Source organism: Bifidobacterium sp. LH_512, from assembly GCF_056356435.1.
On the sequence record NZ_JBKEUE010000001.1, the window covers coordinates 745,714 to 770,037 of the forward strand.

Annotated in this window: 23 protein-coding genes and 6 tRNA genes; 7 read left to right on the forward strand and 22 right to left on the reverse strand. The window is 57.3% G+C overall.

The features are described from left to right. Positions 1–62 precede the first annotated feature (62 nt). From AC1AWD_RS03310 to AC1AWD_RS03325, 4 genes are all read left to right on the forward strand, one after another. Positions 63–428, forward strand: a complete 366-nt coding sequence (locus AC1AWD_RS03310; protein ID WP_476563679.1) for a hypothetical protein — start codon at positions 63–65, stop codon at positions 426–428. Beyond that, on the forward strand, positions 425–1,195 hold the full coding sequence (locus tag AC1AWD_RS03315) for an FtsK/SpoIIIE domain-containing protein (protein ID WP_476563681.1): 771 nt from the start codon (positions 425–427) through the stop codon (positions 1,193–1,195). Before AC1AWD_RS03310 ends, AC1AWD_RS03315 begins: the two co-directional genes overlap by 4 nt. Further along, complete coding sequence (locus AC1AWD_RS03320; protein ID WP_476563683.1) at positions 1,192–2,352, forward strand: protein rep; 1,161 nt, start codon at positions 1,192–1,194, stop codon at positions 2,350–2,352. Before AC1AWD_RS03315 ends, AC1AWD_RS03320 begins: the two co-directional genes overlap by 4 nt. A gap of 400 nt (positions 2,353–2,752) precedes the next feature. Then, positions 2,753–3,211: a hypothetical protein gene (locus AC1AWD_RS03325; protein ID WP_476563685.1), complete on the forward strand. Its 459-nt coding sequence runs from the start codon at positions 2,753–2,755 to the stop codon at positions 3,209–3,211. Between the two features lie 22 nt (positions 3,212–3,233). Here AC1AWD_RS03325 and AC1AWD_RS03330 read toward each other — a convergent pair whose 3' ends face one another. After that, positions 3,234–4,502: a tyrosine-type recombinase/integrase gene (locus AC1AWD_RS03330; protein ID WP_476563687.1), complete on the reverse strand. Its 1,269-nt coding sequence runs from the start codon at positions 4,500–4,502 to the stop codon at positions 3,234–3,236. 45 nt (positions 4,503–4,547) lie between these two features. On the opposite strand from AC1AWD_RS03330, the gene AC1AWD_RS03335 reads away from it, so the two are divergent. Beyond that, positions 4,548–4,754 carry a helix-turn-helix domain-containing protein gene (locus AC1AWD_RS03335; protein WP_476563688.1) on the forward strand — a complete coding sequence of 69 codons (207 nt, stop codon included), beginning with the start codon at positions 4,548–4,550 and terminating at the stop codon, positions 4,752–4,754. 92 nt (positions 4,755–4,846) lie between these two features. Here the strand turns inward: AC1AWD_RS03335 and AC1AWD_RS03340 are convergent. The 3 genes from AC1AWD_RS03340 to AC1AWD_RS03350 all read right to left on the reverse strand — a co-directional run bounded on the left by AC1AWD_RS03340 (position 4,847) and on the right by AC1AWD_RS03350 (position 7,978). Beyond that, positions 4,847–4,923 (reverse strand) — tRNA-Pro (locus AC1AWD_RS03340). A gap of 158 nt (positions 4,924–5,081) precedes the next feature. Further along, entirely contained in the window at positions 5,082–7,211 is a 2,130-nt protein-coding gene (der, locus tag AC1AWD_RS03345) for a bifunctional cytidylate kinase/GTPase Der (RefSeq protein WP_476563690.1), read from the reverse strand. After that, on the reverse strand, positions 7,208–7,978 hold the full coding sequence (locus AC1AWD_RS03350) for a pseudouridine synthase (protein ID WP_476563692.1): 771 nt from the start codon (positions 7,976–7,978) through the stop codon (positions 7,208–7,210). Before AC1AWD_RS03350 ends, der begins: the two co-directional genes overlap by 4 nt. A gap of 160 nt (positions 7,979–8,138) precedes the next feature. Between AC1AWD_RS03350 and AC1AWD_RS03355 the strand changes: the two genes are divergently transcribed. Then, positions 8,139–9,173, forward strand: coding sequence for an MIP/aquaporin family protein (locus AC1AWD_RS03355; RefSeq protein ID WP_476563693.1), 1,035 nt, complete (start codon positions 8,139–8,141; stop codon positions 9,171–9,173). A 378-nt stretch (positions 9,174–9,551) separates the two neighbouring features. Here the strand turns inward: AC1AWD_RS03355 and purH are convergent, their stop codons facing one another. The 18 genes from purH to AC1AWD_RS03445 all read right to left on the reverse strand — a co-directional run bounded on the left by purH (position 9,552) and on the right by AC1AWD_RS03445 (position 23,259). Further along, positions 9,552–11,183 (reverse strand): bifunctional phosphoribosylaminoimidazolecarboxamide formyltransferase/IMP cyclohydrolase, encoded by a 1,632-nt coding sequence (gene purH, locus AC1AWD_RS03360; RefSeq protein WP_476563695.1) that lies wholly within the window; start codon positions 11,181–11,183, stop codon positions 9,552–9,554. Then, positions 11,131–12,516 carry a cell division protein PerM gene (locus tag AC1AWD_RS03365; protein WP_476563697.1) on the reverse strand — a complete coding sequence of 462 codons (1,386 nt, stop codon included), beginning with the start codon at positions 12,514–12,516 and terminating at the stop codon, positions 11,131–11,133. Before AC1AWD_RS03365 ends, purH begins: the two co-directional genes overlap by 53 nt. Continuing rightward, on the reverse strand, positions 12,513–13,433 hold the full coding sequence (sucD, locus tag AC1AWD_RS03370) for a succinate--CoA ligase subunit alpha (protein ID WP_476563699.1): 921 nt from the start codon (positions 13,431–13,433) through the stop codon (positions 12,513–12,515). The genes AC1AWD_RS03365 and sucD overlap by 4 nt, the downstream gene beginning before the upstream one ends. Positions 13,434–13,438: 5 nt before the next feature. Next, on the reverse strand, positions 13,439–14,632 hold the full coding sequence (sucC, locus tag AC1AWD_RS03375) for an ADP-forming succinate--CoA ligase subunit beta (protein WP_476563701.1): 1,194 nt from the start codon (positions 14,630–14,632) through the stop codon (positions 13,439–13,441). A 46-nt stretch (positions 14,633–14,678) separates the two neighbouring features. Beyond that, entirely contained in the window at positions 14,679–15,260 is a 582-nt protein-coding gene (locus AC1AWD_RS03380) for an adenine phosphoribosyltransferase (RefSeq protein ID WP_476563703.1), read from the reverse strand. Positions 15,261–15,359: 99 nt separating this feature from the next. Further along, positions 15,360–15,767, reverse strand: a complete 408-nt coding sequence (gene yajC, locus AC1AWD_RS03385) for a preprotein translocase subunit YajC (RefSeq protein WP_476563705.1) — start codon at positions 15,765–15,767, stop codon at positions 15,360–15,362. An 82-nt stretch (positions 15,768–15,849) separates the two neighbouring features. Beyond that, the gene (ruvB, locus tag AC1AWD_RS03390; protein ID WP_476563707.1) at positions 15,850–16,902 is read right to left on the reverse strand and encodes a Holliday junction branch migration DNA helicase RuvB; all 1,053 of its coding nucleotides are present in this window, start codon (positions 16,900–16,902) and stop codon (positions 15,850–15,852) included. A gap of 10 nt (positions 16,903–16,912) precedes the next feature. Further along, positions 16,913–17,527, reverse strand: a complete 615-nt coding sequence (ruvA, locus tag AC1AWD_RS03395) for a Holliday junction branch migration protein RuvA (RefSeq protein ID WP_476563709.1) — start codon at positions 17,525–17,527, stop codon at positions 16,913–16,915. Positions 17,528–17,579: 52 nt separating this feature from the next. Continuing rightward, entirely contained in the window at positions 17,580–18,161 is a 582-nt protein-coding gene (gene ruvC, locus AC1AWD_RS03400; RefSeq protein WP_476563711.1) for a crossover junction endodeoxyribonuclease RuvC, read from the reverse strand. 6 nt (positions 18,162–18,167) lie between these two features. After that, positions 18,168–18,923 carry a YebC/PmpR family DNA-binding transcriptional regulator gene (locus tag AC1AWD_RS03405; protein ID WP_476563713.1) on the reverse strand — a complete coding sequence of 252 codons (756 nt, stop codon included), beginning with the start codon at positions 18,921–18,923 and terminating at the stop codon, positions 18,168–18,170. A 105-nt stretch (positions 18,924–19,028) separates the two neighbouring features. Continuing rightward, positions 19,029–19,679 (reverse strand): CDP-alcohol phosphatidyltransferase family protein, encoded by a 651-nt coding sequence (locus AC1AWD_RS03410; protein ID WP_476563715.1) that lies wholly within the window; start codon positions 19,677–19,679, stop codon positions 19,029–19,031. A 9-nt stretch (positions 19,680–19,688) separates the two neighbouring features. Continuing rightward, entirely contained in the window at positions 19,689–20,300 is a 612-nt protein-coding gene (locus tag AC1AWD_RS03415) for an HIT family protein (RefSeq protein ID WP_476563717.1), read from the reverse strand. Between the two features lie 154 nt (positions 20,301–20,454). Further along, the gene (thrS, locus tag AC1AWD_RS03420; protein ID WP_476563719.1) at positions 20,455–22,491 is read right to left on the reverse strand and encodes a threonine--tRNA ligase; all 2,037 of its coding nucleotides are present in this window, start codon (positions 22,489–22,491) and stop codon (positions 20,455–20,457) included. A 266-nt stretch (positions 22,492–22,757) separates the two neighbouring features. Continuing rightward, positions 22,758–22,833, reverse strand: a tRNA-Gly gene (locus tag AC1AWD_RS03425). Positions 22,834–22,867: 34 nt separating this feature from the next. Continuing rightward, positions 22,868–22,940 (reverse strand) — tRNA-Val (locus AC1AWD_RS03430). Positions 22,941–22,972: 32 nt separating this feature from the next. Beyond that, a tRNA-Val gene (locus AC1AWD_RS03435) sits at positions 22,973–23,044 on the reverse strand. A gap of 40 nt (positions 23,045–23,084) precedes the next feature. After that, a tRNA-Cys gene (locus AC1AWD_RS03440) sits at positions 23,085–23,155 on the reverse strand. A 31-nt stretch (positions 23,156–23,186) separates the two neighbouring features. Next, positions 23,187–23,259, reverse strand: a tRNA-Gly gene (locus AC1AWD_RS03445). A 190-nt stretch (positions 23,260–23,449) separates the two neighbouring features. Between AC1AWD_RS03445 and AC1AWD_RS03450 the strand changes: the two genes are divergently transcribed. Next, positions 23,450–24,298 (forward strand): PAC2 family protein, encoded by an 849-nt coding sequence (locus tag AC1AWD_RS03450; RefSeq protein ID WP_476563721.1) that lies wholly within the window; start codon positions 23,450–23,452, stop codon positions 24,296–24,298. Positions 24,299–24,324 lie beyond the last annotated feature (26 nt).

A 24,324-nucleotide genomic window follows, 5' to 3' on the forward strand; every position in this document is an offset into this window, starting at 1 on the left:
TACCGCATAGACAGGGGACGTCAGTCAACCGGCTGGCGTCCTTTGTTTTTTGAGGAGTCACCATGGACCATCTTGTTGCCCAGCTCATCGGTCTTCTGCCGATCGTCATACCCTTGATAATCGTTGGCATTGTGATCGCACGCGCCGCGTACGAGACACGTGAGAATCATGAGACCATATGCTCGCTGCTGCGGATTAAGCCCGAGGACCGCCATACGGTACGAGTCATGTACGGGCCTGGCCTGCCCTGCACGCTGGGCTACGCCCGCACCATCCGCATACATGTGCCCGACAAGCTGATTCCGCACATCACCACGCCGGAGGATGCGGTCGAAGCGGGCGTAATGCTGATGCGGTCCCTCGGTATGGATGACGTGCAATCGTCCAAGCATCGCGCCCGCTACCGTGATTGGACGTTGACACGATGATGATGCATCGTGTTTCGCCCCCGCCGTCCGGTCATGGGATCATGTGGTATCGCAATGCGCTGGACGGCGGGATTATTGCTATCCCGCCCGGCATGCATACGCTGGTTGTCGGCCGGACAGGGGCGGGTAAAAGCCGACTGATTACACAACTCTTGATCAATACTCTGCCTGATATCCTGCAAGGTTCGATGATTCTGTACGGGATTGACCTGAAAGACGGAGTCGAGTTAAGCGGCTGGTCTCGTTGGATGCAGAGAGTTGCCGAAGAGCCTGATCAGGTTGCACCCCTGCTCGAACAAGTTGATGCTATTCGCAAGGAGCGTAACCGAACCCTGCGCGAGCAGGGCGGTACAAAAGTCATCATCGACACGGACATGCCACTGATTGTGCTGGTGGTGGATGAGATGGCCGAGTTAGCTGGAGCGGTCGGCAAGGAGGAGCGGTCCCGGCAGGAGCAGTGCCAGCGTTTATTGGACCGGATTTTGAGGTTGGGCCGGAGCGCGGGCATCACGGTCGTCGGCGCCACGCAGGATCCGCGCAAGGAGGCCGTCCCCTTGCGAGATCGTTTTCCAAATCGCATCGCTTTGGCCCTGACATCGAAAGCCGAAACCATCATGATGATGGGCGAGGACGCGGTCAAGGACGGCTGCGCGCCGCACACGATACCGACGGATATGCCCGGCACGGGATACTGGCATGACTCGCTGCACAGACAGGCCGTACGTTTTCGGACCGTTGACTCACGCGGTCTGGAGGGTTTCGAATGAATGAACAGACGAAAGGGCCGCAGGATGCGCGGCGCAGATCGGATGATTTGCGGCATTGGAGAGAGGAACAGTACGCACGTCGCGCCAGATCGCAGGCGTGGTTATTGGATCGCGCATCGGGTGGTGCGGGACGGCTGCGAACATGGCAGTTGCGGGAGTTGCCGCGTCCCGCGCGTTGCGGCTGGCCTCTGACCAGCACGTCCATCCGCCTGCATGACGGCAAGGCATATGTTTCGGGCACGGAGCGCTGCGCCAGCCCGTGGGCCTGCCCCATATGCACGCCCATCATCCGCACGCGTCGCGCCCGTGATCTACGCACGGCAATCGAACGGTGGCAGGAAACGGACGGGCACAACATATGGTTCGTCACGTTAACCATCCCGCATCATAAGACTGATCCGCTCGATGCGACGCTGTCGCTGGTATCCAACGCGTGGTCCTATATGAGAGGCGGTCAGGCGTGGAGAAGATTCGCGCGCGCTCATGGCATCGAACATTATGTGCGCTCCGCGGAAATCATCTGGAGCCCCAGACACGGCTGGCATCCGCACCTGCACATACTCCTTTTTTCCGCCGGCTCGACGATGCCTGAGCGCAAACAGATCACCCGCATGTGGGCGGCGGTCCTTCATACGCTTGCGCCAAATCACAAATCCCCATCGAAACGACATGGAGTTTTGATTGAATCCGCGGATGACAACATCGCACTGGCCGACTATCTGGTCAAGCCACCGGACAAGCATAAACGCAGGGATATTGCGTCCGAAGTCATCCGGGGGGATCGCAAACAGGCCCGCAGTGATGATGGAGTCAACCCGCTGCAGTTGCTCGACGACGATATAGTACAGCGGCTGGGGCCGGACCTGGCAAAACGTCTGTGGGTGGAATACGTGGATGCCACCTATCGCAAACGCAGTATCACATGGAGCCGTGACCTGCGCCGGGACATAGGTATCACGGGTGAGGAGCCGACCGACGAGCAGATTATCCAGCGATCAGTACACGGCATCCCCGTCATCGACCTGACCATGGAGGCATACCGCATGCTGCGCACCACGCCATCCATCCACGCTTATGTGATGCAACGCGTCGAGGACGGGGAGGTGCCAATCGCCATGCAGATTATTGACGAGTGCACCGCGCCTTCGCGCAATTAAGTGCGATTCTATTACCGAGCCGCCCCCTTGCCGGCTAACGCCGGCCGGGGGCTCGCCCGCGCTTACGCGCGGGCATACACCAGTATCCGACAATCCGGCAACCTGCTGGCGAGACACACAATGTTTGGCGATGACAGGATACGGAGCGGGCACGGCCCGCCGTTGATAGGGACGTCCGGCGTCGAGGCCGGACGGCAGTAGTCATATATCTTTGTCGGCCGACGGCCGACAGTTTTCTTTCGTTCCTCGCGCACGCCATCGTAACCGTGGGGTTCCGTCCGCGCAAACCGCCACGCGTGGCATGTACCCGTCCGTCGTTTTGCGCGGACGGAACCCCACGGTCCTTTTCGCGGCGCCGAGGAACGGCAGAAAACAAAGTCACAAAGGCAGGAGGCTACCAATGAACATCACCATCAACAACATCTGGCATGACATGCAGGCCCCGGAGAAGGGGAACCTGGCAGACCTGGCAGAAGCCATCAATCACAGCTATGCAGTGCGCGACGCCGTATTATTAGCAGCGATTGACGATACCCTAACGCTGGACAAGTTTGCCGAAATCGTCAAAGATCCTCATGGCACGAAGGCTGAAATGGAACGCCGTCTAACCCGCACCTATCAGCATCCCGACAGCATCCCGCATATCCGGGCACAGCGCATCGCCGACGGGCTGGCACAGGAGGGGAAGAACCGGCATCTGGCGCATCCGCTGGCCTCCGCGGCCTACCTGCATTGGATAATCGGCAACTACCAAACCGCGATAGACCTTGCCAATACCGCCTTGCAAATCGATGAGGACACGTCGCTGGCCGCAATCGTGATATCGGCGATATGCCACGGCATCAGCTGGGGCAGGTAACGTAATTAACCGCGATTATGTACTAAAACAGGATCTCCCGGTTGATGGCGGCCGCGACCTCGCTGGTCCGACTGGGCCACAGGTCCGCGTACGTGTCCAATGTTTCCGCCGCGGACGCATGGCCCATGACCGCCTGCAAGGTCTTCACGTCCGCCCCGGCCTTGATCGCCAAGCTCGCATACGTGTGCCGCAGCGAGTGTATCGTCAACCCGTCGATCTCGTCCATACCCGCGGCCCGCAAGGCCCGGAACCAGATTCGGTTCCGCCAGTTTCGCGTGGTCTGCATGCCTCCGCGCGGCGCACGAACGAGATATTCATCTGACCCGTGCCCGTCGATCAGTCGTATGATTCCGGCGCGTAATCCCTCGGGGATCGGCACTGTGCGGGACCGGTTTCCCTTAGGCGTGGTTTCAAGCGTCCGGTTGCCCACATCCACGGACTGGGTCTTCGTGATCGATATCGTCATCCGGTCAAGATCCACATCGCCGCATCGCAATGCAAGCAGCTCACCGATGCGTACCCCGGTATAGGCCAACAGGTATACGGCGATGGCATTGTTGTCACTCATCTCGTCGGCGATGGCCTTGACCTCGATAGGAGTCAGATAGACGCGCCGATGCACGGGCAGGGCCCGCGGCAGTTTCACCCGATCGACGGGATTGGCCGTCAGCCATCCATTCGATACGGCCAGATCCAGCACGGCCTTGAATACAATCTTCACGATCGAACGGATGGATTTCGGGGCCAACGGCCTTGCCTGGCCGATTCGCCCGTCGCGGGGCGCGTCCCCGGAGACGAGCTGCGCCACCCACCGCTGCACGGTTGCCGTGCCGATACGTCCCAAAGGCACCATGCCCCAGCGCGGAAGCACCCAGATCCGCAACTCACGCAGGTAACGGGCCTCCGTGGACTGTTTGATGCTCCCCCGCAATCCCGCGATCCAGATTTCGGCGACCTCGCCAAAGGTACGTTCGGCATCCTTGGGATTCACGTACCGGGCGGATCGAATATCGTCCTCCAAGCCCGCCCGGAACTCATCCGCCTTGCGGTAGTCCCGGAAATTCCTGCGATGACGTTCGCCATCCGCCGTCCAGAACACCGTCCATCTGGATCCCTTCCCGAAGACGCTGGTTCGAAACTCAGCCGGGACCTTCGCTTTTTCCGGATCGTCCATATGCATCGACAGCGCACGCTTTACCGCCGACGAGGGAGGAACATGCACCTTTGAGCCGTCATCCAATATCTTCACGGCATCGGTCAGCCATCGATCGTTAATCCAACTCTTCGCCATGACCGTCACCTATGCGCCCTGACGCACGTCGCATAGAAGCACGACATGAAGAACAATGCCGATAATGCCGGTCGTAGCCTGATTACTCCCGGACAGGCTGCGGAGCAGCTGAATATTCCCGTTTCGACGCTTTCACGTTGGCGCAGCGAACGTCGCGAGCTGCCGTACGTGACCGTCGGCAGGCTCATCCGATACCGGCAGACCGACATCGACCGATGGGTCGACGACAATACCGTCAACCCAGTCGAATGATTTAATGTAATTCCCGCAATGTACCCGATTTGTACCCGATGGCATTTCACCCGAAAAGCAGGAGGGCGGAAATCGTTGATTTTCCGCCCTTTTGGTCGGACCAGCGGGATTTGAACCCGCGACCCCTTGACCCCCAGTCAAGTGCGCTACCAAACTGCGCTATGGTCCGAACGGTGCGAAGCACCGAATAGGTAATTTAGCACAAATATGAAAAAAACAAAATCCGTCGTGTCGCTTTAGTCGTGTCGCTTCATAGCACGCATATGTTGGGGCCGTCCAGTACCGCATACTGGACGGCCCCAACATATGCTTACGTGAATGCGATTATCACTTGCGCTTCTTCTTTTCTCGGATGTTCACCGAAATCTGGATCGGCGAACCGTCAAAACCGAATTCTTCACGCAGACAACGCTCAATGTAACGACGGTAGCCATGCTCAAGGAATCCCGTGGCGAAAATCACGAAACGCGGAGGTCGCGTCGATGCTTGGGTCGCGAACAGAATACGCGGCTGCTTGCCGCCACGAAGCGGATGTGGATGCGCCGCTTGAATCTGGCCCAGGAACGAATTGAGCTTACCGGTCGGAATACGCTTATCCCACGATTCCAAAGCCCCACGCATCGCATTGGCCAGTCGGTTCGTGTGCCAGCCGGTCTTAGCGGAAAGATTCACACGCTGCGCCCACGTGACACGGTCGAATTCGGTCTTCCACAAGCGTTCCATACGCTGGCGGTCGAATTCATCCATCAGATCCCACTTGTTGAACACCAACACGATAGCGCGTCCGGCATCAACAGCCTGGCTCATCACCTTCAGATCCTGATCGGAAATAGGCTGGGAGGCGTCGAACAACACAAGGGCCAATTCGGAACGTTCAATTGCAGCCTGCGTGCGTAGAGACGAATAATACTCCGCGCCTGACAGCTTATGCAGACGACGCTTGATGCCGGCGGTATCGATGAACAGCCAATCTTCATCATCGACATTCACCACTTCGTCAACCGGGTCACGGGTGGTACCAGCCAAATCATTGACGACGGTACGCTCCTCGTGCGCCAACTGATTAAGCAGCGACGACTTGCCGACATTCGGACGGCCGACCAGTGCCACACGACGCAGATTGGACGGGGTCAAGAAGCCAGACGTACGTTCGGCCTTACGCAGCGAATCCATCGCGACATCCAGCAGATCTCCCACTCCCCTGCCATGCATGGCAGAAATGCCGTACGGTTCGCCCAAACCCAACTTCCAGAATTCGGCGGTCAAGTATTCGCTGATCTGGTCGTCGACTTTGTTGACGGCAAGCGTAACGGGCTTACCAGCCGCACGAAGCATCTTGACGATACGTTCGTCGGTCGAAGTTAGACCTACCTGACCGTCGACCACGAAAATCACGGCATCGGCAAGCTGCACCGCAACCTGAGCCTGCGAAGCGATGGCGGACTCAATGCCTTCCACATCGGCCTCCCAGCCACCGGTATCGACCAGCTTGAAATCTGTACCGGCCCATTCTGCGTCATAGCTGACACGATCGCGGGTCACGCCAGGCGTATCCTCGACCACTGCTGCGCGGCGTCCGAGAATACGGTTCACCAGTGTGGACTTGCCGACATTCGGACGGCCGACCACAGCCAACACGCCAACGGCCTTCGGACCAGCATTGGAAGCACGATTGTCAAAGGCGGAACCATCAATCAGGCCCTCATCGCCTTCGTCAAGCTCATAGCCCTCCAAGTTGGCGACATAACGGCGGTATTCCTGCTCTTCGATGGCGGCGTCGACCAATTCGACCAGCATATCGAAAGTCTGTTCGAAATCAAGATCGGAATTATCTATGGTCGTAACGCCATCGGCTGCGGTTATGAATTGTGTGACCTTGGAATCGGCCTTGTCACGGGCGGCCACGTCTTCCACGCCAACGCCCTTGACGCTCTGGCCGGCGCGACGTGCCTGACGCACCTCTTCGCGGGCGGTGAGCAACACACGCACTTCGGCATCGGGAGAGACGACCGTGGTGATGTCTCGGCCTTCGGCCACAACGCCCAAACCGGACGAGAACGAATCTTCGGCCTCTTCCTGAGCGATATAGGCGCGCTGTGCGGCAATCAGCACATTACGAACCGGAATGATGTTCGACACTTTGGAAACATGCGCAGAGACCTCGGACGAACGAATCTCCTCGCTGATATCCTCGCCATCGGCGAAAACGCGAGCATCATCCGGATCGACGCTGATGTCGAAATGACCTTCGGTGAAGAAGGCGGCGACGGTTTCGGTGATCTCCTGCCCGTCAAGCGCTTCGGCATCAAGATCGATGCCTTGCTGCATGCACCACCAAGCACAGGCGCGATACATCGCACCGGTGTCCAGATAGGCGAAACCATAATATTTCGCCAATGCCTTGGATGTGGAGGATTTGCCGACGCCGGCGGGTCCATCAATGGCAACGCGAATCACAGTCCCACCGCCTTAGACAGGGAGCGGACCTCGGTCTGCGACAGCACACGGTAGGAGCCGGACTTCAGATCGCCGAGCTTGATCGGGCCGATCTGCGTGCGCACCAGACGCTTGACAGGGAAACCGATCGAACCGAAAATACGGCGCACGATGCGGTTCTTGCCGGAATGCAACACAACCTTCACCAGCGTGGTATCGCGGTTCGCGTCGATGATGGCGCAATGGTCGAGCTTGGTCCAGCCGTCATCGAGTTGCACGCCGGTGGTGACCAGACGACGGCACACGGTACCGCTGATCTTGCCCTGCAGAGTGGCGATATAGGTTTTCTCGACCTCATACTTCGGATGCATGACGTGCTGGCTGAGCTCGCCGTCATTGGTCATCAGAATCAGGCCTTCGGAATCATAGTCGAGGCGTCCCATATGGAAGATGCGCTCGTATTTGTCGCCGACGATATCGCGCAGCGTATAACGTCCCTTCGGATCGTCCATCGTGCTCAACACGCGACGCGGTTTGTTCAAAGCAAGAGTGATATGGTTCGGGTTCACGCGTACGCGGGAACCGTCAACCCTCACCTGCTGACGCTTCGGATCGACGCGGGTGCCCAATTCGGTCACCAATTCGCCGTCGATTTCGACACGTCCGTCAAGAATGATCTCTTCGCATTTGCGGCGAGATCCGAATCCTGCCTGCGCAAGCAGCTTCTGCAGGCGGATACCTTCATTGTCATTATGCGCCTTCGCGGCGCGAGAATATGCGTTTGGCATCGTTCTCCCAACGTGGCCGGGCATGTTTTTTTAATCATTCGTTTCGTCGGCCGGAATCGGCGAAACGAGAGCTAATCCATACTACCGTAAGGGTTGACTGGTAGGATGGCTGCGTTCGGCGGGATGATTCCCGCGACGTACACAATGATAAAGGAATGATATGACTGCTGTTGAAGCGACTCCTGTAGCTACGCGGAAAGAGATTCAGCCGTTGGTCGTGCGCGTAGGCGCCGAGCTGATCGGCAGCTTTCTGATCTGTTTCGCGATCTATACGACAAGCGCTCTGGGACTGGGTATTTTCGGCGTATACATGTCGTTTGTGACCATCTCCATCGGATGCATCTACGCGTTGGCGACGTATATTTTCGGCCGCATTTCCGGCGCACAGTTCAATCCGGCCGTCACCATCGCGGCGATGCTGGTCGGCAAAACGAATGTTCTTGACGGCGTACTGTACATCATCGCGCAGGTCGTGGGCGCCATCGGTGCGGGATTCGGCATCAAATTCATGCTTCCCGTTTCCGAACAGGTTACGGCGAGCGTCTGGTACACGCCGGCCGTCAACGGTTTCGAAAAAGGCTCTGTCTCGTATTCGACACTCGGCAATTACGGCATCACCTTCGGCATCACTATGGCAATCGTCGTGGAAGTCGTCGCTGGACTGCTGATCGTCTCCACTGCGATGCGTACGATGAACGGATCCGATGAGATGAATGGCCGGCAGGCTCTGATGATGGGTATTGCCTATGGCGTCGGCACCGCCATCACATATCCCGTCACCGGCGCGGCGCTGAATCCGGCGCGTTCCACCGGCATCGCCATTGTCGCTCAGGGACAGGGCATGACCCAGGAGCCGTTGCCGCAGCTGTGGGTGTTCTGGATTTGCCCGGTGCTCGCCGCCGCCATCGTCGCACTGGTGATTATCGTCGCGCAGATGGCCAAGAACACTGCCGCCAAGAAGAAGGACGCCCAGCTTGCCGCTGCCGAAGCCACGGCCATGCAGGAAGCTGAATCCTTTGAAATCGCTGGTTCCGAGACTTCCGAAAGCTTCACACAGCAGAACGCGCAGGCTGAAACGATGCCGGCTGATCAGACGTCACAGGCTGCTACATCACAGATTGTTGGGGAAACTGAAGTACAGAACCAGCAGTCCGACGCCCAGCAGAATGCCGACGAGGGAATCGAACGCCACTGAGCGAACCTTCCAAGGGCTTTTCTCTCTGAACATCAGGCGGACAAGTCCAGTGAAAATGGCCGTCGCCGCAATCATTGCGGTGGCGGCCAACGTATACCCAAGGAACGCGATCAGAGCAGCCAGCACAAGAACAATGGCGACCGCCCATTCAAACCAGGGCTTACCCTCGTGATCTTCCGAAACGAATGGGTGATTTCCCATAAATGCGCCTTCCTGCGTGCCGTCTCAATCGCATTGAACCATACGACATCAAAGATGATGCCATACGAAAAACCGTGGGAATCATAATACTCGTATTGCATCCCGTCAATGATTGTACGCGATGTGACGGTGTCGCCGTCTCCCATGTCGGGAGACGACGACACCGTCACATACTCTTTAGTGGAAGAAGTGACGCGTGCCGGTCACGTACATCGTGACGCCGGCCTTACGCGCGGCTTCGAACACTTCCTCGTCGCGAATCGAGCCGCCAGGCTGAACGATGGCCTTGACACCGGCATCGATCAGAATCTGAGCGCCATCGGCGAACGGGAAGAACGCGTCGGATGCGGCGACTGCGCCATTGGTGCGATTCGCGCCGTCAGCCAGCGTGTTCGCACGTTCAACGGACAGGTTGGCGGAATCCACACGATTGACCTGGCCCATGCCAATGCCGACCGTAGCCTGATCGTGCGCGATAAGAATCGCGTTGGACTTCACGCAACGAATCGCACGCCATGCGAACAGCAAATCGTTCAGGGTCTGCTCGTCGGCCGGCTCGCCGGAAACCAGCTTCCACGCGTCTGGATTGTCGCCGACCGCATCGATCAGATCGGTGGACTGCACCAGCAGGCCGCCGTCGATCTGGCGGAACTGCGTCTTGGCCTTCGGCGGCTCGGCCACCTTGAGGATGCGCAGGTTCTTCTTCTTGGTCTGCAGCAGTTCAAGGGCAGCCGGCTCATAGTCCGGAGCCACTATGACTTCGGTGAAGATCGGGCGAACGCTTTCTGCCATATCGAGGGTGACCGTCGTGTTGCAGGCGATCACGCCGCCATAGGCGCTCATCGGATCGCAGGCATGAGCCTTCTTGTGCGCTTCGGCTGCGGTTTCGCCGATAGCCAGTCCACACGGATTGTTGTGCTTGACCACTGCGACGGCGATCTTCGGGGCAAAATCCCACACGGCGCGCCATGCGGCATCGGCATCCACGTAGTTGTTGTAGCTCATCGGCTTGCCACCCAGCTGTTCGGCATGGGCGAATCCACCCTGATTCAGCGGGTCAAGATAAAGAGCCGCCTGCTGGTGTGGGTTTTCGCCGTAGCGCAGAACGTGGGCGCGATCCCAAGTGCGCGTGAATGCGGTCGGGAACTTTACCTCGTCAACCGGGGTCTCTTCCGGTTCGGCATCGGCGGAAACAACCGTGGCCGGCTTCGGCCAATGCTTCGCGGTCCATTCGCTGATCGTAGCGTCATAGGCTGCGGTATGAGCATAGGCCTTTGCGGCAAGCCAACGACGTTCTTCGAGGGAGAAGCCCGTGCCGTCGGCGACGCGCTGGGCAACCAGAGCGTAATCGGCCGGATCGGTGATGATGGCGACGGTGGCGCTGTTCTTCGCCGCGCCACGAACCATGGACGGACCGCCGATATCGATTTTCTCGATGGTGTCGGCCTCGTTGGCACCGGAACGAACGGTGTCGGCGAACGGGTACAGATTGACGACGACCAGGTCGAACGGCTTGATGCCGAGCTTTTCGAGCTGACGAGCGTGGTCTTCGTTGGTCATGTCGGCAAGGATGCCGGCATGGATGTGCGGATCGAGGGTCTTGACTCGTCCGTCAAGGCTCTCCGGAAAACCGGTGACTTCGGAGACTTCGACGACCTGCACACCAAGTTCCGCGAGACGCTTGGCAGTGGAGCCGGTGGACACCACTTCGGTACCAGCCTGCTTGAAAGCTTCGGCAAGCACCTCGATGCCTTCCTTATGGAAGACCGATACCAGAGCTCGTCGTATCGGACGATTCGTTGTTGTCACCCTGTTCCTCCTTATGTTGTGGGGTTGAAGTCGCTACGCGTGCAGGCGTGGCAACTTCACGAACGGTCGTCGGCTGAGCGTCGGAGACGTCACGCCGTGCGCGAACACGTTTAGAAATCCAGCGTATCCCGAAAATCGCTGCGACGCCAATTGCGGCAATCATCCAGGCGCATATCAGGCCGAGCGCGGTCGGTTGGCCGACGCTGCGCGTGGCGGTGATCACATCGACGCCGATGTGAGACAGTCTTTCGGTACCCAGCGAGCCGTTCGACATGGTGAACAGCAGGCTTGACCCCACGGAAACCATCGCGCTGGCGATGCAGAACGCTCCGGCGGGATACGCGAAAGCGAATATCAGCGACTTATAGTCGATATGCGATTGCGTCGGCGACGGAATACGCAGATTGAATCCGCGCTTCAAAATGATGACTGCAAGACCGCATGCTGCCGAACAGATGACGGGAATGGAAACAAACAGTATTCTCAGCAGATCGTTGTGCACTGCATCCGGGAAAATGCCGAACGCGGGAATCGGCGGCAGCACATCCACATTCCTGGACCACAGCGTGTATGAGGCCGTTTGCCCGATGGTGAACCCGTCTCCGAACAGCCAAGCCAGCGCCCATAACGCGAAATTCGGCAGCCAGGCAAGAGACGCGATGGAAGTGAGAATCGATGATCCGGTCTGCATACCGGAAATATCGAAAATTTCCGCCGCCGTGGACCAGTCGATACCGGTCCACGCCAGTACGGTCAACAATCCGATGATGACGTAGACGATCAGTAGAACAGTCGCGATTCTGACACCCCATACCACGGCTTTACGCAGTTCTTCGGATATCCGACCGGTTATGCGGGAGAATAGTTCACGAATGGTTTCGGAACGCAACGCGGCAAGCAGGAAGCCGATGGTGAACACCGCGGACGTCTTCACATGAATTAGCCATGGAGCGTCAATCAGTGTGACTCCTGCATTGTTGCGTAACACCATGGTGATGATATTCCATACCACAACGCCACTGACATACGCCCGCCAATTGGTATCGAACCGCAGCGCCAGCGTTCGTACCACTCCGATAAGCAGCAGAGTCAACGACAACGGGATAATGGTCAGCGTTATGCTGCCGGTATGAAAACCGGCACCTTGGCTGAGCAGCATAATCGATTGGGCCAAGGGCGTGGAGATGGAGGAAATATTCTCTCCGCCCTCCTCCATGGAAATGACCAGTAGCAGCAAAGCGAGGAAACTCCACAACGCTGCGCCGTAGACAATCGTCGTGGCGGCTGCTATAACGACTCCCCTGATCCAATGCTTCAGTTGGGTTGCTGTCATCGTGGCAATGAGGCAAGAACTTCGCGCACGTACTGCGCGGTTTGGCCAGGGGTCGCACCAACGCGGATACCTACCGCTTCAAGCGCGTCTTTCTTGTCTTGTGCAGTGCCTTTACCGCCGGAAACAATCGCTCCGGCATGACCCATCTGTTTGCCTTCCGGCGCCGTGAATCCTGCGATATAGGCGACGATGGGCTTGGTCATATGCTCGTGGGCCCACTGTGCGGCCTCTTGCTCGGCGTTACCGCCGATTTCGCCGATCATAACGACAGCCTTGGTGTTGTCGTCGTTATCAAAGGCCTCCAAAGCTTCCTGAAGCGTGGTGCCAACGATCGGGTCGCCACCGGCGCCAAGGCATGCGGTGAATCCGATATCGGACAGTTCGCCCATCAGCTGGTAGGTAAGGGTTCCGGACTTCGACACCAGGCCGAGCGGTCCATGAGCGACGATGCCATCCGGAATAATGCCGAGGTTGACGCCATGCGACGATTCGGAAGAAGTTGTTGTCAGCAGGCCGGGGCAATTCGGCCCGACGATGCGGACGCCCCTGCTGCGGGCCAGAGCCACGCAATATGCGCTGTCTGCAACCGGAATACCTTCAGTGATGACTACAATAGTCTGCAATCCCGCTTCGACTGCTTCCACGATGGCGTTTTTCGCGAATCGCGGGGGCACAAAGATGACGCTGGCGACGGCACCTGTCGCCTGACGCGCGTCCTGGCAAGTCGCGTAGACGGGAACGGAAAGGGTTTCGCCGTCCATGCCTTCGAACTGTATTTCAGTGCCAGCCTTACGAGGATTGACGCCGCCCACGATGTTGGTACCGGCCTTGAGCATACGAGCGGTATGGGTCATGCCCTGGTGTCCGGTCATGCCCTGAACGATTACCGGGGCATCGTCTTCAATGAACACAGTCATGCTTCTCAGCGTCCTTCCATGCCGTTTGCGGCAAGACGTGCGGCTTCCTGAGCCGCTTCCTCCATGGTTTGCGCAACCTGCACATTCGGATTGTGAGACTGTGCAAGAATGTTCAATCCTTCTGCCGCCGCATTGCCATCGAAACGCACGACAATCGGCTTGGCGGCATTGAGCTTATCCAACGCTTCGAGAATGCCCTTGGCCACCTCGTCGCATGCGGTGATACCACCATACACGTTGATGAACACAGAACAGACCTGCGGGTCAGACAGCACGATGGTAAGGCTGGCATCCATGACCTCGGCCGAAGCTCCGCCACCGATATCCAGGAAGTTCGCCGGTTTGATGCCGGTGCCTTGAGCTTCGCCCGCTCCGGAAACAGCGTCGAGCGAACTCATAACCAAGCCCGCGCCATTGCCGATGACACCGACCTCGCCATGCAGATGCACATAGTGTAGACCGTGTTCGTGTGCCTTCTGTTCAAATGGATCCGCCGCGATCGGATCGTGGAAACGAGCCCAACCGTCGTGACGGAATGCGGCGTTATCATCCAAGGAGATTTTGGCATCCAGAGCGCATAGCGATTTCGAGGATTCATCGTCCGGATCGCCGATTTTCGCAAGCGGGTTGATCTCCACCAGTGTGGTGTCGTTTTCGATGAAACAATGCCACATCTTCAGCAGGATTTCCGCCGCCTGCTCGACATCGGCATGATAGAAGCCGATGCTTTTCGCCATGCGTCGGGCTGCTTCGATATCAAACTCGCCGAGCGGGTCAATATGCAGGCGCTTGACCATTTCTGGATGTTTGCGGGCCACTTCTTCGACTTCCGTGCCGCCGGCTGCAGTCGCGAGCACATCGTAGTCGCGAGATGAACGATCCACGGAGATGGAAACGTAATATTCGTGCAGAATATTCTTCGCTTCAGTGACCAGGACGCCGCTGACCTTGTGGCCGCGAATGGTCATTGGAAGGATCTGTTCGGAAAGAAGAATCGCCTCATCACGTGTTTTGGCGATTTTCACACCGCCGGCCTGCCCGCGATGTCCGGTTTTCACCTGTGCCTTGATTACGCACGGGTAGCCGATGACATCCGCAGCTTCGGCGACCTCATGAGAATTCTGGGCGAAAATTGCCTTCGGAACGTCAATTGATTGCTCTTCGAGCAGCTCGCGTGCTTGATATTCGTAAAGATCCATTGTTGGACTCCCCTGTAAACGAAATCGTAACGGCCGTTGATTTGAATCAGGCCGGCATGGTGATAAGGCGGCTGGACGGATACTCGCCCAGCGACGCAATGCCATTGATGCCGAGCAGCTCCATAACGAAGCTGAAGCCGACGACGGCGCCGCCGCAGCGTTCGATAAGATGAGCCGCCGCCTTGGCCGTGCCGCCGGTTGCAATCAAATCGTCGACAATCAGAATACGAGACCCTTCATGTACCGCATTGACTTCAATCTCAACAGTTGCTTGACCATATTCGAGATTATAGGATTCTCCAACCGTTGGAGGCGGGAGTTTGCCCGCTTTGCGGACCGCAATGAATCCCTTGCCGAGGCGTGCAGCCAAAGCCGGACCGAACAGGAAGCCACGTGCCTCCAAACCGGCGATGGCATCGAAGGAATCCACCGGTACTGGCAATGCCGCTTCCAAGGCGTCCATCAGGATGCCGAGTCCGCGCGCATCCGCCAACACAGGCATGAAGTCACGGAAAATAATACCGTCTTTCGGAAATCCTGGAATGGAACGAACCAAGGAGATCAGATATTCAGCGTCCTCGGTCGCGATCTTGTTCAAATCGGCGGGGATGATATCCGCTTGCGTCATATGTGAGCTCAATCCTTCAGTATATGGATGAATCGTATTTGAAGTGTCAATGATGTGTTGGCAAAAAACTGATGCGCTCATAATTGAGCGCATCATGTATCACTTGTTATCGTCGGAGGATTCGACGTTGTCGGTTCCGGCTTCCTGCGGAGTCGATTCGATAGCGTCGTCCGCCGGAACCTGATCCATGCCGGCGTCTTCCTGCGGCAGCGGGTTGCCGTTTTCGTCGACTTCGTCATCATGAATGTATGCCGGACGCGTGTATTCACGGCTGATGGCATTGAAACTGAAACGAATCAGCGAACCTTCGGAGTCGATGACGATTTCCTCGTATTCGGAATCCACGGACACCACTGTGCCGATGATGCCGCCAATGGTAATGACCTGGGTTCCCGGCTGGAGATTGGAGCGGAAGTTCTTCTTTTCTTCCTGCTGCTTTTTCGCGGAGCGGGACTGCCACCACATCATGCCGACCATGACGACGAGCAGGATGATCATAATTGCCATACCGGAGTTCTCCTTTGCCGATAGGAACGGTTATACGGGTCGGTTGCCCAACCGGTTGATTTTATGATAGCGGTCTGACATCTTATTGAGAATTATTCTCAGGCTGAAGTCCGAGATGCGCCCACGCTTTGGCGGTGGCGACACGCCCCTTAGGAGTGCGTACCAAAAAACCTTCGCGCACCAAGTACGGCTCACACACCGTTTCGACGGTTTCCGATTCCTCGCCCACCATGGCGGCGAGATTGTTCAAACCGACCGGTCCGCCGTTGAAATTGGTGACGATGGCCGTCAACACCGCGATATCGAGACGGTCCAAACCTTCCGTGTCGATCTGGTACAGGGCCAATGCGTCTTTGACGTCTTGAGGAGATACCGAGTCAAGATCGTGGACGATGGCCCAGTCGCGCACGCGGCGCAGAAGACGATTGGCGATACGAGGCGTGCCTCGTGAACGCATCGCCATCTGGTGCGAGGATCCATCGTCAAGACGCAAGCCAAGAACGGCCGCCGAACGGTCGATCAGTTTCTCAAGCTCTTCATGCGGGTAGAAATCCAAATGCGCGGTGAAACCGAATCGCGCACGTAACGGGGAAGGCAACATGCCTTCACGTGTCGTTGCGCCGATAACGGTGAAACGCGGCAACGTCAACGGAATGGATGAGGCACCAGGGCCCTTGCCGACCATAACGTCGACGCGGAAATCCTCCATTGCGATATAGAGCAGTTCTTCCGCCGCACGCGGCAGACGGTGAATCTCGTCGATAAACAGTACTTCACCGGCATCCAGCGAGCTGAGGATTGAGGCCAAATCGCCTGCATGCTGGATGGCCGGTCCGGAAGTGACACGAATGGGCACGCCCAGTTCGTTGGCGACGATCATCGCCAACGTGGTTTTACCCAATCCGGGAGGGCCGGCGAGAAGAATATGATCCGGCGGCACCTCGCGTTTACGGGCCGCATCGAGAAACAGTTGCAGCTGGGCTTTGAGCAACGGCTGGCCGATAAAGCCATCCAGCACATGTGGACGGAGCTCCTCATCGCTCACAGGTTCGTCCGCAATCGGAGCTGCGGAAACCATACGGAGCGATTCTTCGTTGGCACCGGAATTTTTCATCGTCGTTGTTTCGTTGGCCATGATGGGCTAATCACCTACCTCGGTCGAGCGATGCCAACGCAAGGCGAAGCACGTTCGGTACGTCTTGCGCACGCAGTGGTTCGTCAAGTCCCTGTTCCGCACGCACTGTCTCTACTGCGCGATGAGCATCCTGCTGGCTCCAACCGAGAGACATCAATCCTTCAACCACCTGTTGGGCGCCAGTGTCCGGAGCCGGAAGACCGGCCGATTGTTCATCCAACTGTTCGAGATCAATCGACCCCTTGAGCTCGAGAATGATTTTCTGGGCTCCCTTGTTTCCCAGCCCCGGAGCCTTCGTCAACGCTTTTGCGTCTCCATTCGCAATGGCCTTTGCCAAGCGGTCTGCAGGCAAAACCGACAACAGCGACAGCGCGACTTTCGGACCGACCCCACTGACCTTCTGCAATCGCAGGAACATGCGTTTCGATGCGGGGGAGAGAAAACCGAATAACGTCACGGCATCCTGGGAAACCGATAAGGACGTATAGACGCGATGCTCCTGCCCCGCATGAATGGCGGATAAGTCAGCCGAAGGCATGCGCACTTCGTATCCAACGCCGCCAACGTCAATCAGGGCGGCTGCCGAATCAACTGATTCGACGCGGCCGGTCAGCATTCCGATCATGACCGTCACTTCCCTTGCTGCTAGCTATCGAATAGAACATCTGTTCGATAGCTTACATGCCTCTACGGACCCCCGAGCGATGTGCGGCCTGTTGCGCAGCTTTCGCCCATTGCCGTTGCGCCGCAGTCAGATGCTGTTCCCGCTCCCCTCCTTGCAAAGCGCCGGCCGGTCGTAGTGCGTGGCAGATGGCGACGGCCAAGGCATCGGCGGCATCTGCAGGCGTCGGAATGGTGTTCAATCCGAGAATACGAGCCACCATGCGTTCCATTTGCGCTTTATTCGCTTGACCATTGCCGGTGATGGACATCTTCGATTCGGTCGGCGTATGCAATGCCACGGGAATGCCGCGTTGCGCTGCGGCAAGCATGGCCACGCCGGCCGCCTGCGCCGTTCCCAACACCGTATTGCGGTTTTCTTGGGCGAACACGCGTTCGATGGACACCGTATCCGGGCAGAAACGTTCGATTTTCTCCACCAAACCGCTGTAGATGGCCAGCAGACGAAGATCCTGGGAGATTTTCGGATCAGAACGCACAACATCCACATGAATAAACGAAAGCCGGCGGTATGCGCCGGCTTCTATTACGCCGACCCCGCAGCGAGTCAGCCCGGGATCGACGCCAAGGATAATCACTCTCGACTACTCCTCGTCGAGCTGGGCCATAACCTCGTCGGAAGCGGTCCAGTTGGAGTAGATATTCTGCACATCGTCGAGATCGTCGAGATTGTCGATGAGGCGGGACACCTTGCGGGCGTCTTCCAAGCTCAGCTCGACCTCGGTCTTCGGGGCCATCACCAGATCGGCGGAATCATATTCGAAACCGGAATCCAGCAGCGCCTGACGAACGGTGTGGATATCGGACGGATCAGTGACGACGACAAACATTTCGCCTTCATCCTGCACGTCCTCGGCGCCAGCTTCGGCGGCCTTCTCGAACAGATCGTCGAAGTCCACGCCTTCGGACGGGATGGCAATCTGGCCCTTGCGCTCGAAGTTGAAGCTCACGGAACCGGTGGTGGCCAGAGAGCCACCGCCCTTGCCCAGAGTGGAACGGACGTCGGCAGCAGCACGGTTGCGGTTGTCGGTCAAGCACTCGATGATCAGACCGACACCAGCCGGAGCATAACCCTCATACACGATGTCTTCGTAGTTGGCGCCACCAGCTTCTTCGCCAGAACCACGCTTGACAGCACGCTTGATGTTGTCGGCGGGCATGGAGGCCTTCTTGGCCTTGTAGATCGCATCGGCGAGGGACGGGTTGCCGTCCGGGTCGCCGCCGCCCATACGGGCTGCGATTTCGATGTTCTTGATCAGCTTGGCGAACAGCTTACCGCGCTTGGCGTCAATAGCGGCCTTCTTATGCTTGGTGGTCGCCCACTTGGAATGCCCTGACATATTGCTCCGATCAGGTTAGACGGATAAGACAAACGACATGATTTTAAAGCGGTTTGTAGACAAAACGTGCAGAACGACTAAAATCGCATCGCTCCAAGGCCATATTTATGCTTGATCCCGCGTCATCAAACGATGTGCTTCACCAATGCGCTGGCCCACGGTAATCACGCCGAGCGCGGCAAGCAACACCATCGCAACGCACAGCCAGATGCCATGATGCGCCAATCCGGTGACGGCCATGCCAATCAAAATAATGGCTAGCCTGTCGGCGCGCGTGGCGACGCCGACCTTCACCTCATATCCGACGGATTCTGCGCGAGCCCTCGCATATGACGTCACAAACGACGTCATGATCGACACCAACGCCGCGCCCAAGCCAATCATCGCGACATAGTCAATGGATGTATCAGAGGCATCATGCCACCAATCGGCATGCAGAATGAAAAACAGCATCACTGCAACAAGCAGCGCCCAATCAGCAATGCGATCCAGCGTCGAATCCAAAAAGGCGCCGAATTTGGTGCCGCCATTCGTCAATGCCGCAACCGATCCATCTAAAGAATCGAACAATACAAGAATCGTCAATACAAAGGCGCCTGCGAACATCCAACCGGTCACACCGGTGACAACGGCCACGGCAATGGTCAGCAAGGAGCCGACAATCGTCACCACGTTCGCGCTGATCGACAAACGCACGCACAGCACCGCAATCGGGTTGATAATGCGCTTCCAACCCGATCGAAAACGTTCCAGCATGGCTCTCCCCTACTGTTCGACTTGTGCCGATCTCGACAATGGCAACGAAAACGACGGCGCCAGACGTTCGAAGGCGTCAGCATATGCCGCGCGCTGGTCGGACAGCAGAATCGGCATCGTACGCGTCTGCGCGACGATTGGCATGAAATTCGCGTCACCGTTCCAGCGCGGCACCACATGCTGATGCACATGCGCGGCGACGCCGGCACCTGCGACCTCGCCCTGATTGATGCCGATGTTGTAGCCGTCCGGATGCGACACGTCACGCATCACCGTCATCGCCAGCGTCGTCGCCTTTTCGAATTCGAATAGTTCTGCGTCATCCAATTCAGTGATCATGCCGACGTGACGGTACGGGCAGATCATCAAATGGCCGACATTGTACGGATACAAATTCATAATGGCGAACACGTATGTGCCGCGCCATGCGATCAGGCCGTCCTCATCGGACTTCTTCGGCCCAGCACAGAACGGGCATTCCTTTGTTTTCGGCTTCGTCGGGCGATTCTCGGAATTACGCAGCACATAGGTCATGCGTTGCGGTGTCCACAGGCGTTCGACGGTGTCCTCCTGAGGCGGGAAATCAGTGGGATCATCGATGCGTGGTTGTTCGTCGTTCATGGTCACTCCTTATATATACATGTGACAATGTAGTCGGTCGAAAAGCTTTCGTCGGTATTCGACGGAAAATCCCCAAGAAAAATTCTGTGATACGAAGAAAGGGAGAATCCTTGGAAAAGGACTCCCCCTTTACAATCTATACGGCTTTAAGGCATCATTCCTGGCCGGTGGCGGCCTTGAAGTCGTCGGCGCTGTTGATCAACGCATGGCTTTCGATGGAACGCATGATCCATTCCTTGGCCTGCGCGACCGGAACGCCATTGAGCTGGCTGCCGTCGCGGAAACGGAAGCTGACGGCGTTGTTGTTCATATCCTCTTCGCCGACGATGAGAATGAACGGCACCTTCGACTTGGAAGCATTGCGAATCTTCTTGCCGAAACGATCATCGGAGGAATCGATTTCGCAGCGCACCATGTCGGCTTCCAGATCCTTGATGAAGGATTCCAGATGCGGGGCGAATTCGTCCGCGACCGGAACGCCGAGCACCTGCACCGGGGCAAGCCACGCCGGGAACGCGCCAGCATAGTGTTCGAGCAGAATCGCGAAGAATCGTTCAATCGAACCGAACAGTGCACGGTGAATCATCACCGGGCGCTGATGCGTTCCGTCAGCGGCGATGTATTCCAGACCGAAGCGCTCCGGCAGGTTGAAGTCCAGCTGAATCGTGGACACCTGCCAGGTGCGGCCGATGGCGTCGCGGGCCTGCACCGAGATCTTCGGGCCGTAGAAGGCGGCTCCACCCGGATCGTCCACGAGTTCGAGGCCGGAATCCTTGGCGACTTCGGCCAGCGTGTTGGTGGCTTCCTCCCAAATCTCATCGGAACCGACGAACTTGTGCTCGTCCTTGGTGGAAAGCTCCAGATAGAAGTCGTTCAGACCGAAGTCCTTCAGCAGGTTCAGCACGAAGGACAGCAGGTTCTTCAATTCGTCCTTCATTTGCTCGCGAGTGCAGTAGATGTGGGAATCGTCCTGAGTCAAGCCACGCACGCGGGTCAGACCATGTACGACGCCGGACTTTTCATAACGGTACACTGTGCCGAATTCGAACAGGCGCAGCGGAAGTTCACGGTAGGAACGCTGACGGGACTTGAATATCAGGTTGTGCATCGGGCAGTTCATCGGCTTGAGGTAATAGTCGAAACCCTGCTTGGTGACATTGCCGTTCTCGTCGTGTTCCTCATCCATACGCATCGGCGGGTACATGCCGTCCTTATACCAGGACAGATGGCCGGAGATCTCGTACAGATGACCCTTGGTGATGTGCGGCGTCTGCACGAAGGAGTAGCCGTGCGTGCGATGCAGCTGACGAGAGTAATCCTCCATCGCGTTGATGATGGCTGCGCCCTTCGGATGGAAGACGGCCAGACCCGGGCCGATCTCATCCGGGAAGGAGAAGAGATCCATCTCCTGACCCAGCTTGCGGTGGTCGCGCTTGGCGGCCTCCTCCATGCGGGTCTGATAATCCTTCAGTTCTTCCTTGCTGGCGAAAGCCACGCCGTAGATGCGCTGCAGCATCGGGTTGGCCTCGGAACCACGCCAGTAGGCGGCGGCTGCGCGTTCCAGCTTGAAAGCCTTGATGAAACGGGTGTTTGGCAGGTGCGGTCCGCGGCACAGGTCCTTCCAGACCGTATTGCCGTCGCGGTCGACGTTGTCGTACATGCTCAGTTCGGACTGGCTGACTTCGGTGGCCGTTTCCGGATCGAGCGCCGCTTCTTTGTCTCGGATCAGCTCAAGCTTGTACGGCTGGTCGGCTTCTTCGGCAATGGCTTCCTCTTCGGTGACCGTGCGGCGACGGAAGGACTGGGCCGACTTAATGATGCGCTGCATGCGCTTTTCGATTTCCTTCAGATCCTCCGGGGTGAACGGATCCTTGACATCGAAATCGTAGTAGAAGCCGTTCTTGATGACCGGGCCGATGCCGAGTTTGGCGTCCGGGCGGATTTCCTGCACCGCCTGCGCCATGACATGGGTTGCGGAGTGGCGCATAATGGCCACGCCGTCTTCGCTGTCGAGTGCGATCGGTTCGACGACATCGCCGTCATGCAGCGGAGTGTACAGGTCGCGAGGTTCGCCGTTAAGACGAACGGCGATGATGTTCTTGTCTTCCGCGAAGATCTGGACGCCGGTCTGGCTGGATTCCACCTCCTTCGCTTCGCCGTTGAGTGTGATGGAGATGGTTTGTTCAGCCATGGTTGTCCTTTGCTATCGGGGCCCGCGGTACCAATGTGCAGGCCTGGACTTCATATCAACGATTACAAAAGATAAATGTGAGGTTCGACATTGCGCGACGCAGCACGCCGCACGTGCCCGTCACCATGGTTATGCCGGTCACATTTGATGACGAAAATGCTTTCCTTCAGCATGTGTGACCGTTTTGGCATTTGGTTGGGATGATGATTGGACGACGAGATGAATGCGGATACGCAAAAGGCCTCCCGATCGGGAGGCCTTTTCATTGGAGCGGACAACGGGACTCGAACCCGCGGTCTCAACCTTGGCAAGGTTGCGCTTTACCAACTAAGCTATGTCCGCGTGAGGATTCTCGCAGTGAGAAGCGAGACTCCAGTGGGTGATATAGGAATCGAACCTATGACCCCTTCCGTGTGAAGGAAGTGCGCTAGCCGCTGCGCCAATCACCCATATTAAATTATGCGCATCAATTGATGTTGAGTGGGCGATACAAGATTCGAACTTGTGACCCCTTCCGTGTCAGGGAAGTGCGCTACCACTGCGCCAACCGCCCAAAGTTGGCTTTCATCATGCAATAAAGATTACAATCCGAGAGGTGGGTACGAGAGTCGAACTCGTCTATACGGCTTTGCAGGCCGCTGCCTAACCGCTTGGCTAACCCACCGTAAAGGTCGTTTAACTCTTCGGGACCTTAGAGCGGACAACGGGACTCGAACCCGCGGTCTCAACCTTGGCAAGGTTGCGCTTTACCAACTAAGCTATGTCCGCAAGTGTTTCCGGCAACTCTCTGCTGCCTGAGCACGAGTAACTACTATAACCGTGATGTCAGCTTTTGCAAATCCGGCGTGTCGCAGTATCGCGATCCCTTATTCCATGCATCACGAATCGTTGGAAAATCAACGATTCGCCGACTGCGAAGTAGTTGTTTGAGCAACGTTCTGCACGATACATTGGAATTATGAGCGAGCAAGTGAGCAAACCAAGAACCGTATTGGTGGCGGCCTTTGAGGGATGGAACGACGCGGCACAATGTTCTACATCGGCGGCCATGCACCTGGTGTCGCAGTATGAGTCGCGTGAAGTGCGGCATATTCGACGCGACGGTTTTTACGACTATCAGGCGGCACGTCCCATGCTGTGCAATGTTCAGGGGCGTCGCCGCATCCTGTGGCCGCAGACGACGTTCTATGACGTCACTGTTTTGGACGATCTGCATCTGCTTGTGCAAATCGCCCCCGAGCCGAATTACCGGTGGGAGGATTATTGCCGAATCAGTCTGCGGTTCGCCGAAGAATTCGAGGTCGATGAAATCGTCACCATGGGGTCGATGTTCGCGAATTGCCCGCATACAAGGCCATTGCCGTTGGACGTGACCGATTGCATGTGCCAGTGCGATTTGGATCGGGAATATTCCGGCCCGGTGGGCATTCCTACGGTGCTTGACGTAATGGCCTGTGAAGAGGGCTATACGACTGCGACGATGTGGGTGTCGGTCCCCCAATATCTTGATGCGGATGAATGCCCTGCGGGAGCCCTGCGACTGCTGCGTGGCTTGGGTACCGTGCTCGGCGTGACACTGGATGAAGGAGACCTCGAGCAAAAAGCCGCGCAATGGAAAGAACGTGCGGATCTGCTAACGCATTGCAGCGATGACTTGATGCAATTCGTTCATCATATGGAACATGACTATGACTTGCGAGAAAAGGCTGAGCACATCGCTGCGCTGGGTGCCCCCGCCTGCGAGCAGTTGGTGAAGGAAGCCGAAGAATTCTTGCATGGTTTCGGCAAGGGCGACGTTACGGCGTAATCGCTCGCCCGTTTCGTCATAATCGT

Excerpts from the sequence above, each read along its gene's own strand:
- AC1AWD_RS03310 (WP_476563679.1), top strand. The coding sequence starts at position 63 with ATGGACCATCTTGTTGCCCAGCTCATCGGTCTTCTGCCGATCGTCATA.
- AC1AWD_RS03315 (WP_476563681.1), top strand. The coding sequence starts at position 425 with ATGATGATGCATCGTGTTTCGCCCCCGCCGTCCGGTCATGGGATCATG.
- AC1AWD_RS03320 (WP_476563683.1), top strand. The coding sequence starts at position 1,192 with ATGAATGAACAGACGAAAGGGCCGCAGGATGCGCGGCGCAGATCGGAT.
- AC1AWD_RS03325 (WP_476563685.1), top strand. The coding sequence starts at position 2,753 with ATGAACATCACCATCAACAACATCTGGCATGACATGCAGGCCCCGGAG.
- AC1AWD_RS03330 (WP_476563687.1), bottom strand. The coding sequence starts at position 4,502 with ATGGCGAAGAGTTGGATTAACGATCGATGGCTGACCGATGCCGTGAAG.
- AC1AWD_RS03335 (WP_476563688.1), top strand. The coding sequence starts at position 4,548 with ATGAAGAACAATGCCGATAATGCCGGTCGTAGCCTGATTACTCCCGGA.
- AC1AWD_RS03350 (WP_476563692.1), bottom strand. The coding sequence starts at position 7,978 with ATGCCAAACGCATATTCTCGCGCCGCGAAGGCGCATAATGACAATGAA.
- AC1AWD_RS03355 (WP_476563693.1), top strand. The coding sequence starts at position 8,139 with ATGACTGCTGTTGAAGCGACTCCTGTAGCTACGCGGAAAGAGATTCAG.
- AC1AWD_RS03365 (WP_476563697.1), bottom strand. The coding sequence starts at position 12,516 with ATGACAGCAACCCAACTGAAGCATTGGATCAGGGGAGTCGTTATAGCA.
- sucD (WP_476563699.1), bottom strand. The coding sequence starts at position 13,433 with ATGACTGTGTTCATTGAAGACGATGCCCCGGTAATCGTTCAGGGCATG.
- sucC (WP_476563701.1), bottom strand. The coding sequence starts at position 14,632 with ATGGATCTTTACGAATATCAAGCACGCGAGCTGCTCGAAGAGCAATCA.
- AC1AWD_RS03380 (WP_476563703.1), bottom strand. The coding sequence starts at position 15,260 with ATGACGCAAGCGGATATCATCCCCGCCGATTTGAACAAGATCGCGACC.
- yajC (WP_476563705.1), bottom strand. The coding sequence starts at position 15,767 with ATGGCAATTATGATCATCCTGCTCGTCGTCATGGTCGGCATGATGTGG.
- ruvB (WP_476563707.1), bottom strand. The coding sequence starts at position 16,902 with ATGGCCAACGAAACAACGACGATGAAAAATTCCGGTGCCAACGAAGAA.
- ruvA (WP_476563709.1), bottom strand. The coding sequence starts at position 17,527 with ATGATCGGAATGCTGACCGGCCGCGTCGAATCAGTTGATTCGGCAGCC.
- AC1AWD_RS03405 (WP_476563713.1), bottom strand. The coding sequence starts at position 18,923 with ATGTCAGGGCATTCCAAGTGGGCGACCACCAAGCATAAGAAGGCCGCT.
- AC1AWD_RS03410 (WP_476563715.1), bottom strand. The coding sequence starts at position 19,679 with ATGCTGGAACGTTTTCGATCGGGTTGGAAGCGCATTATCAACCCGATT.
- AC1AWD_RS03415 (WP_476563717.1), bottom strand. The coding sequence starts at position 20,300 with ATGAACGACGAACAACCACGCATCGATGATCCCACTGATTTCCCGCCT.
- thrS (WP_476563719.1), bottom strand. The coding sequence starts at position 22,491 with ATGGCTGAACAAACCATCTCCATCACACTCAACGGCGAAGCGAAGGAG.
- AC1AWD_RS03450 (WP_476563721.1), top strand. The coding sequence starts at position 23,450 with ATGAGCGAGCAAGTGAGCAAACCAAGAACCGTATTGGTGGCGGCCTTT.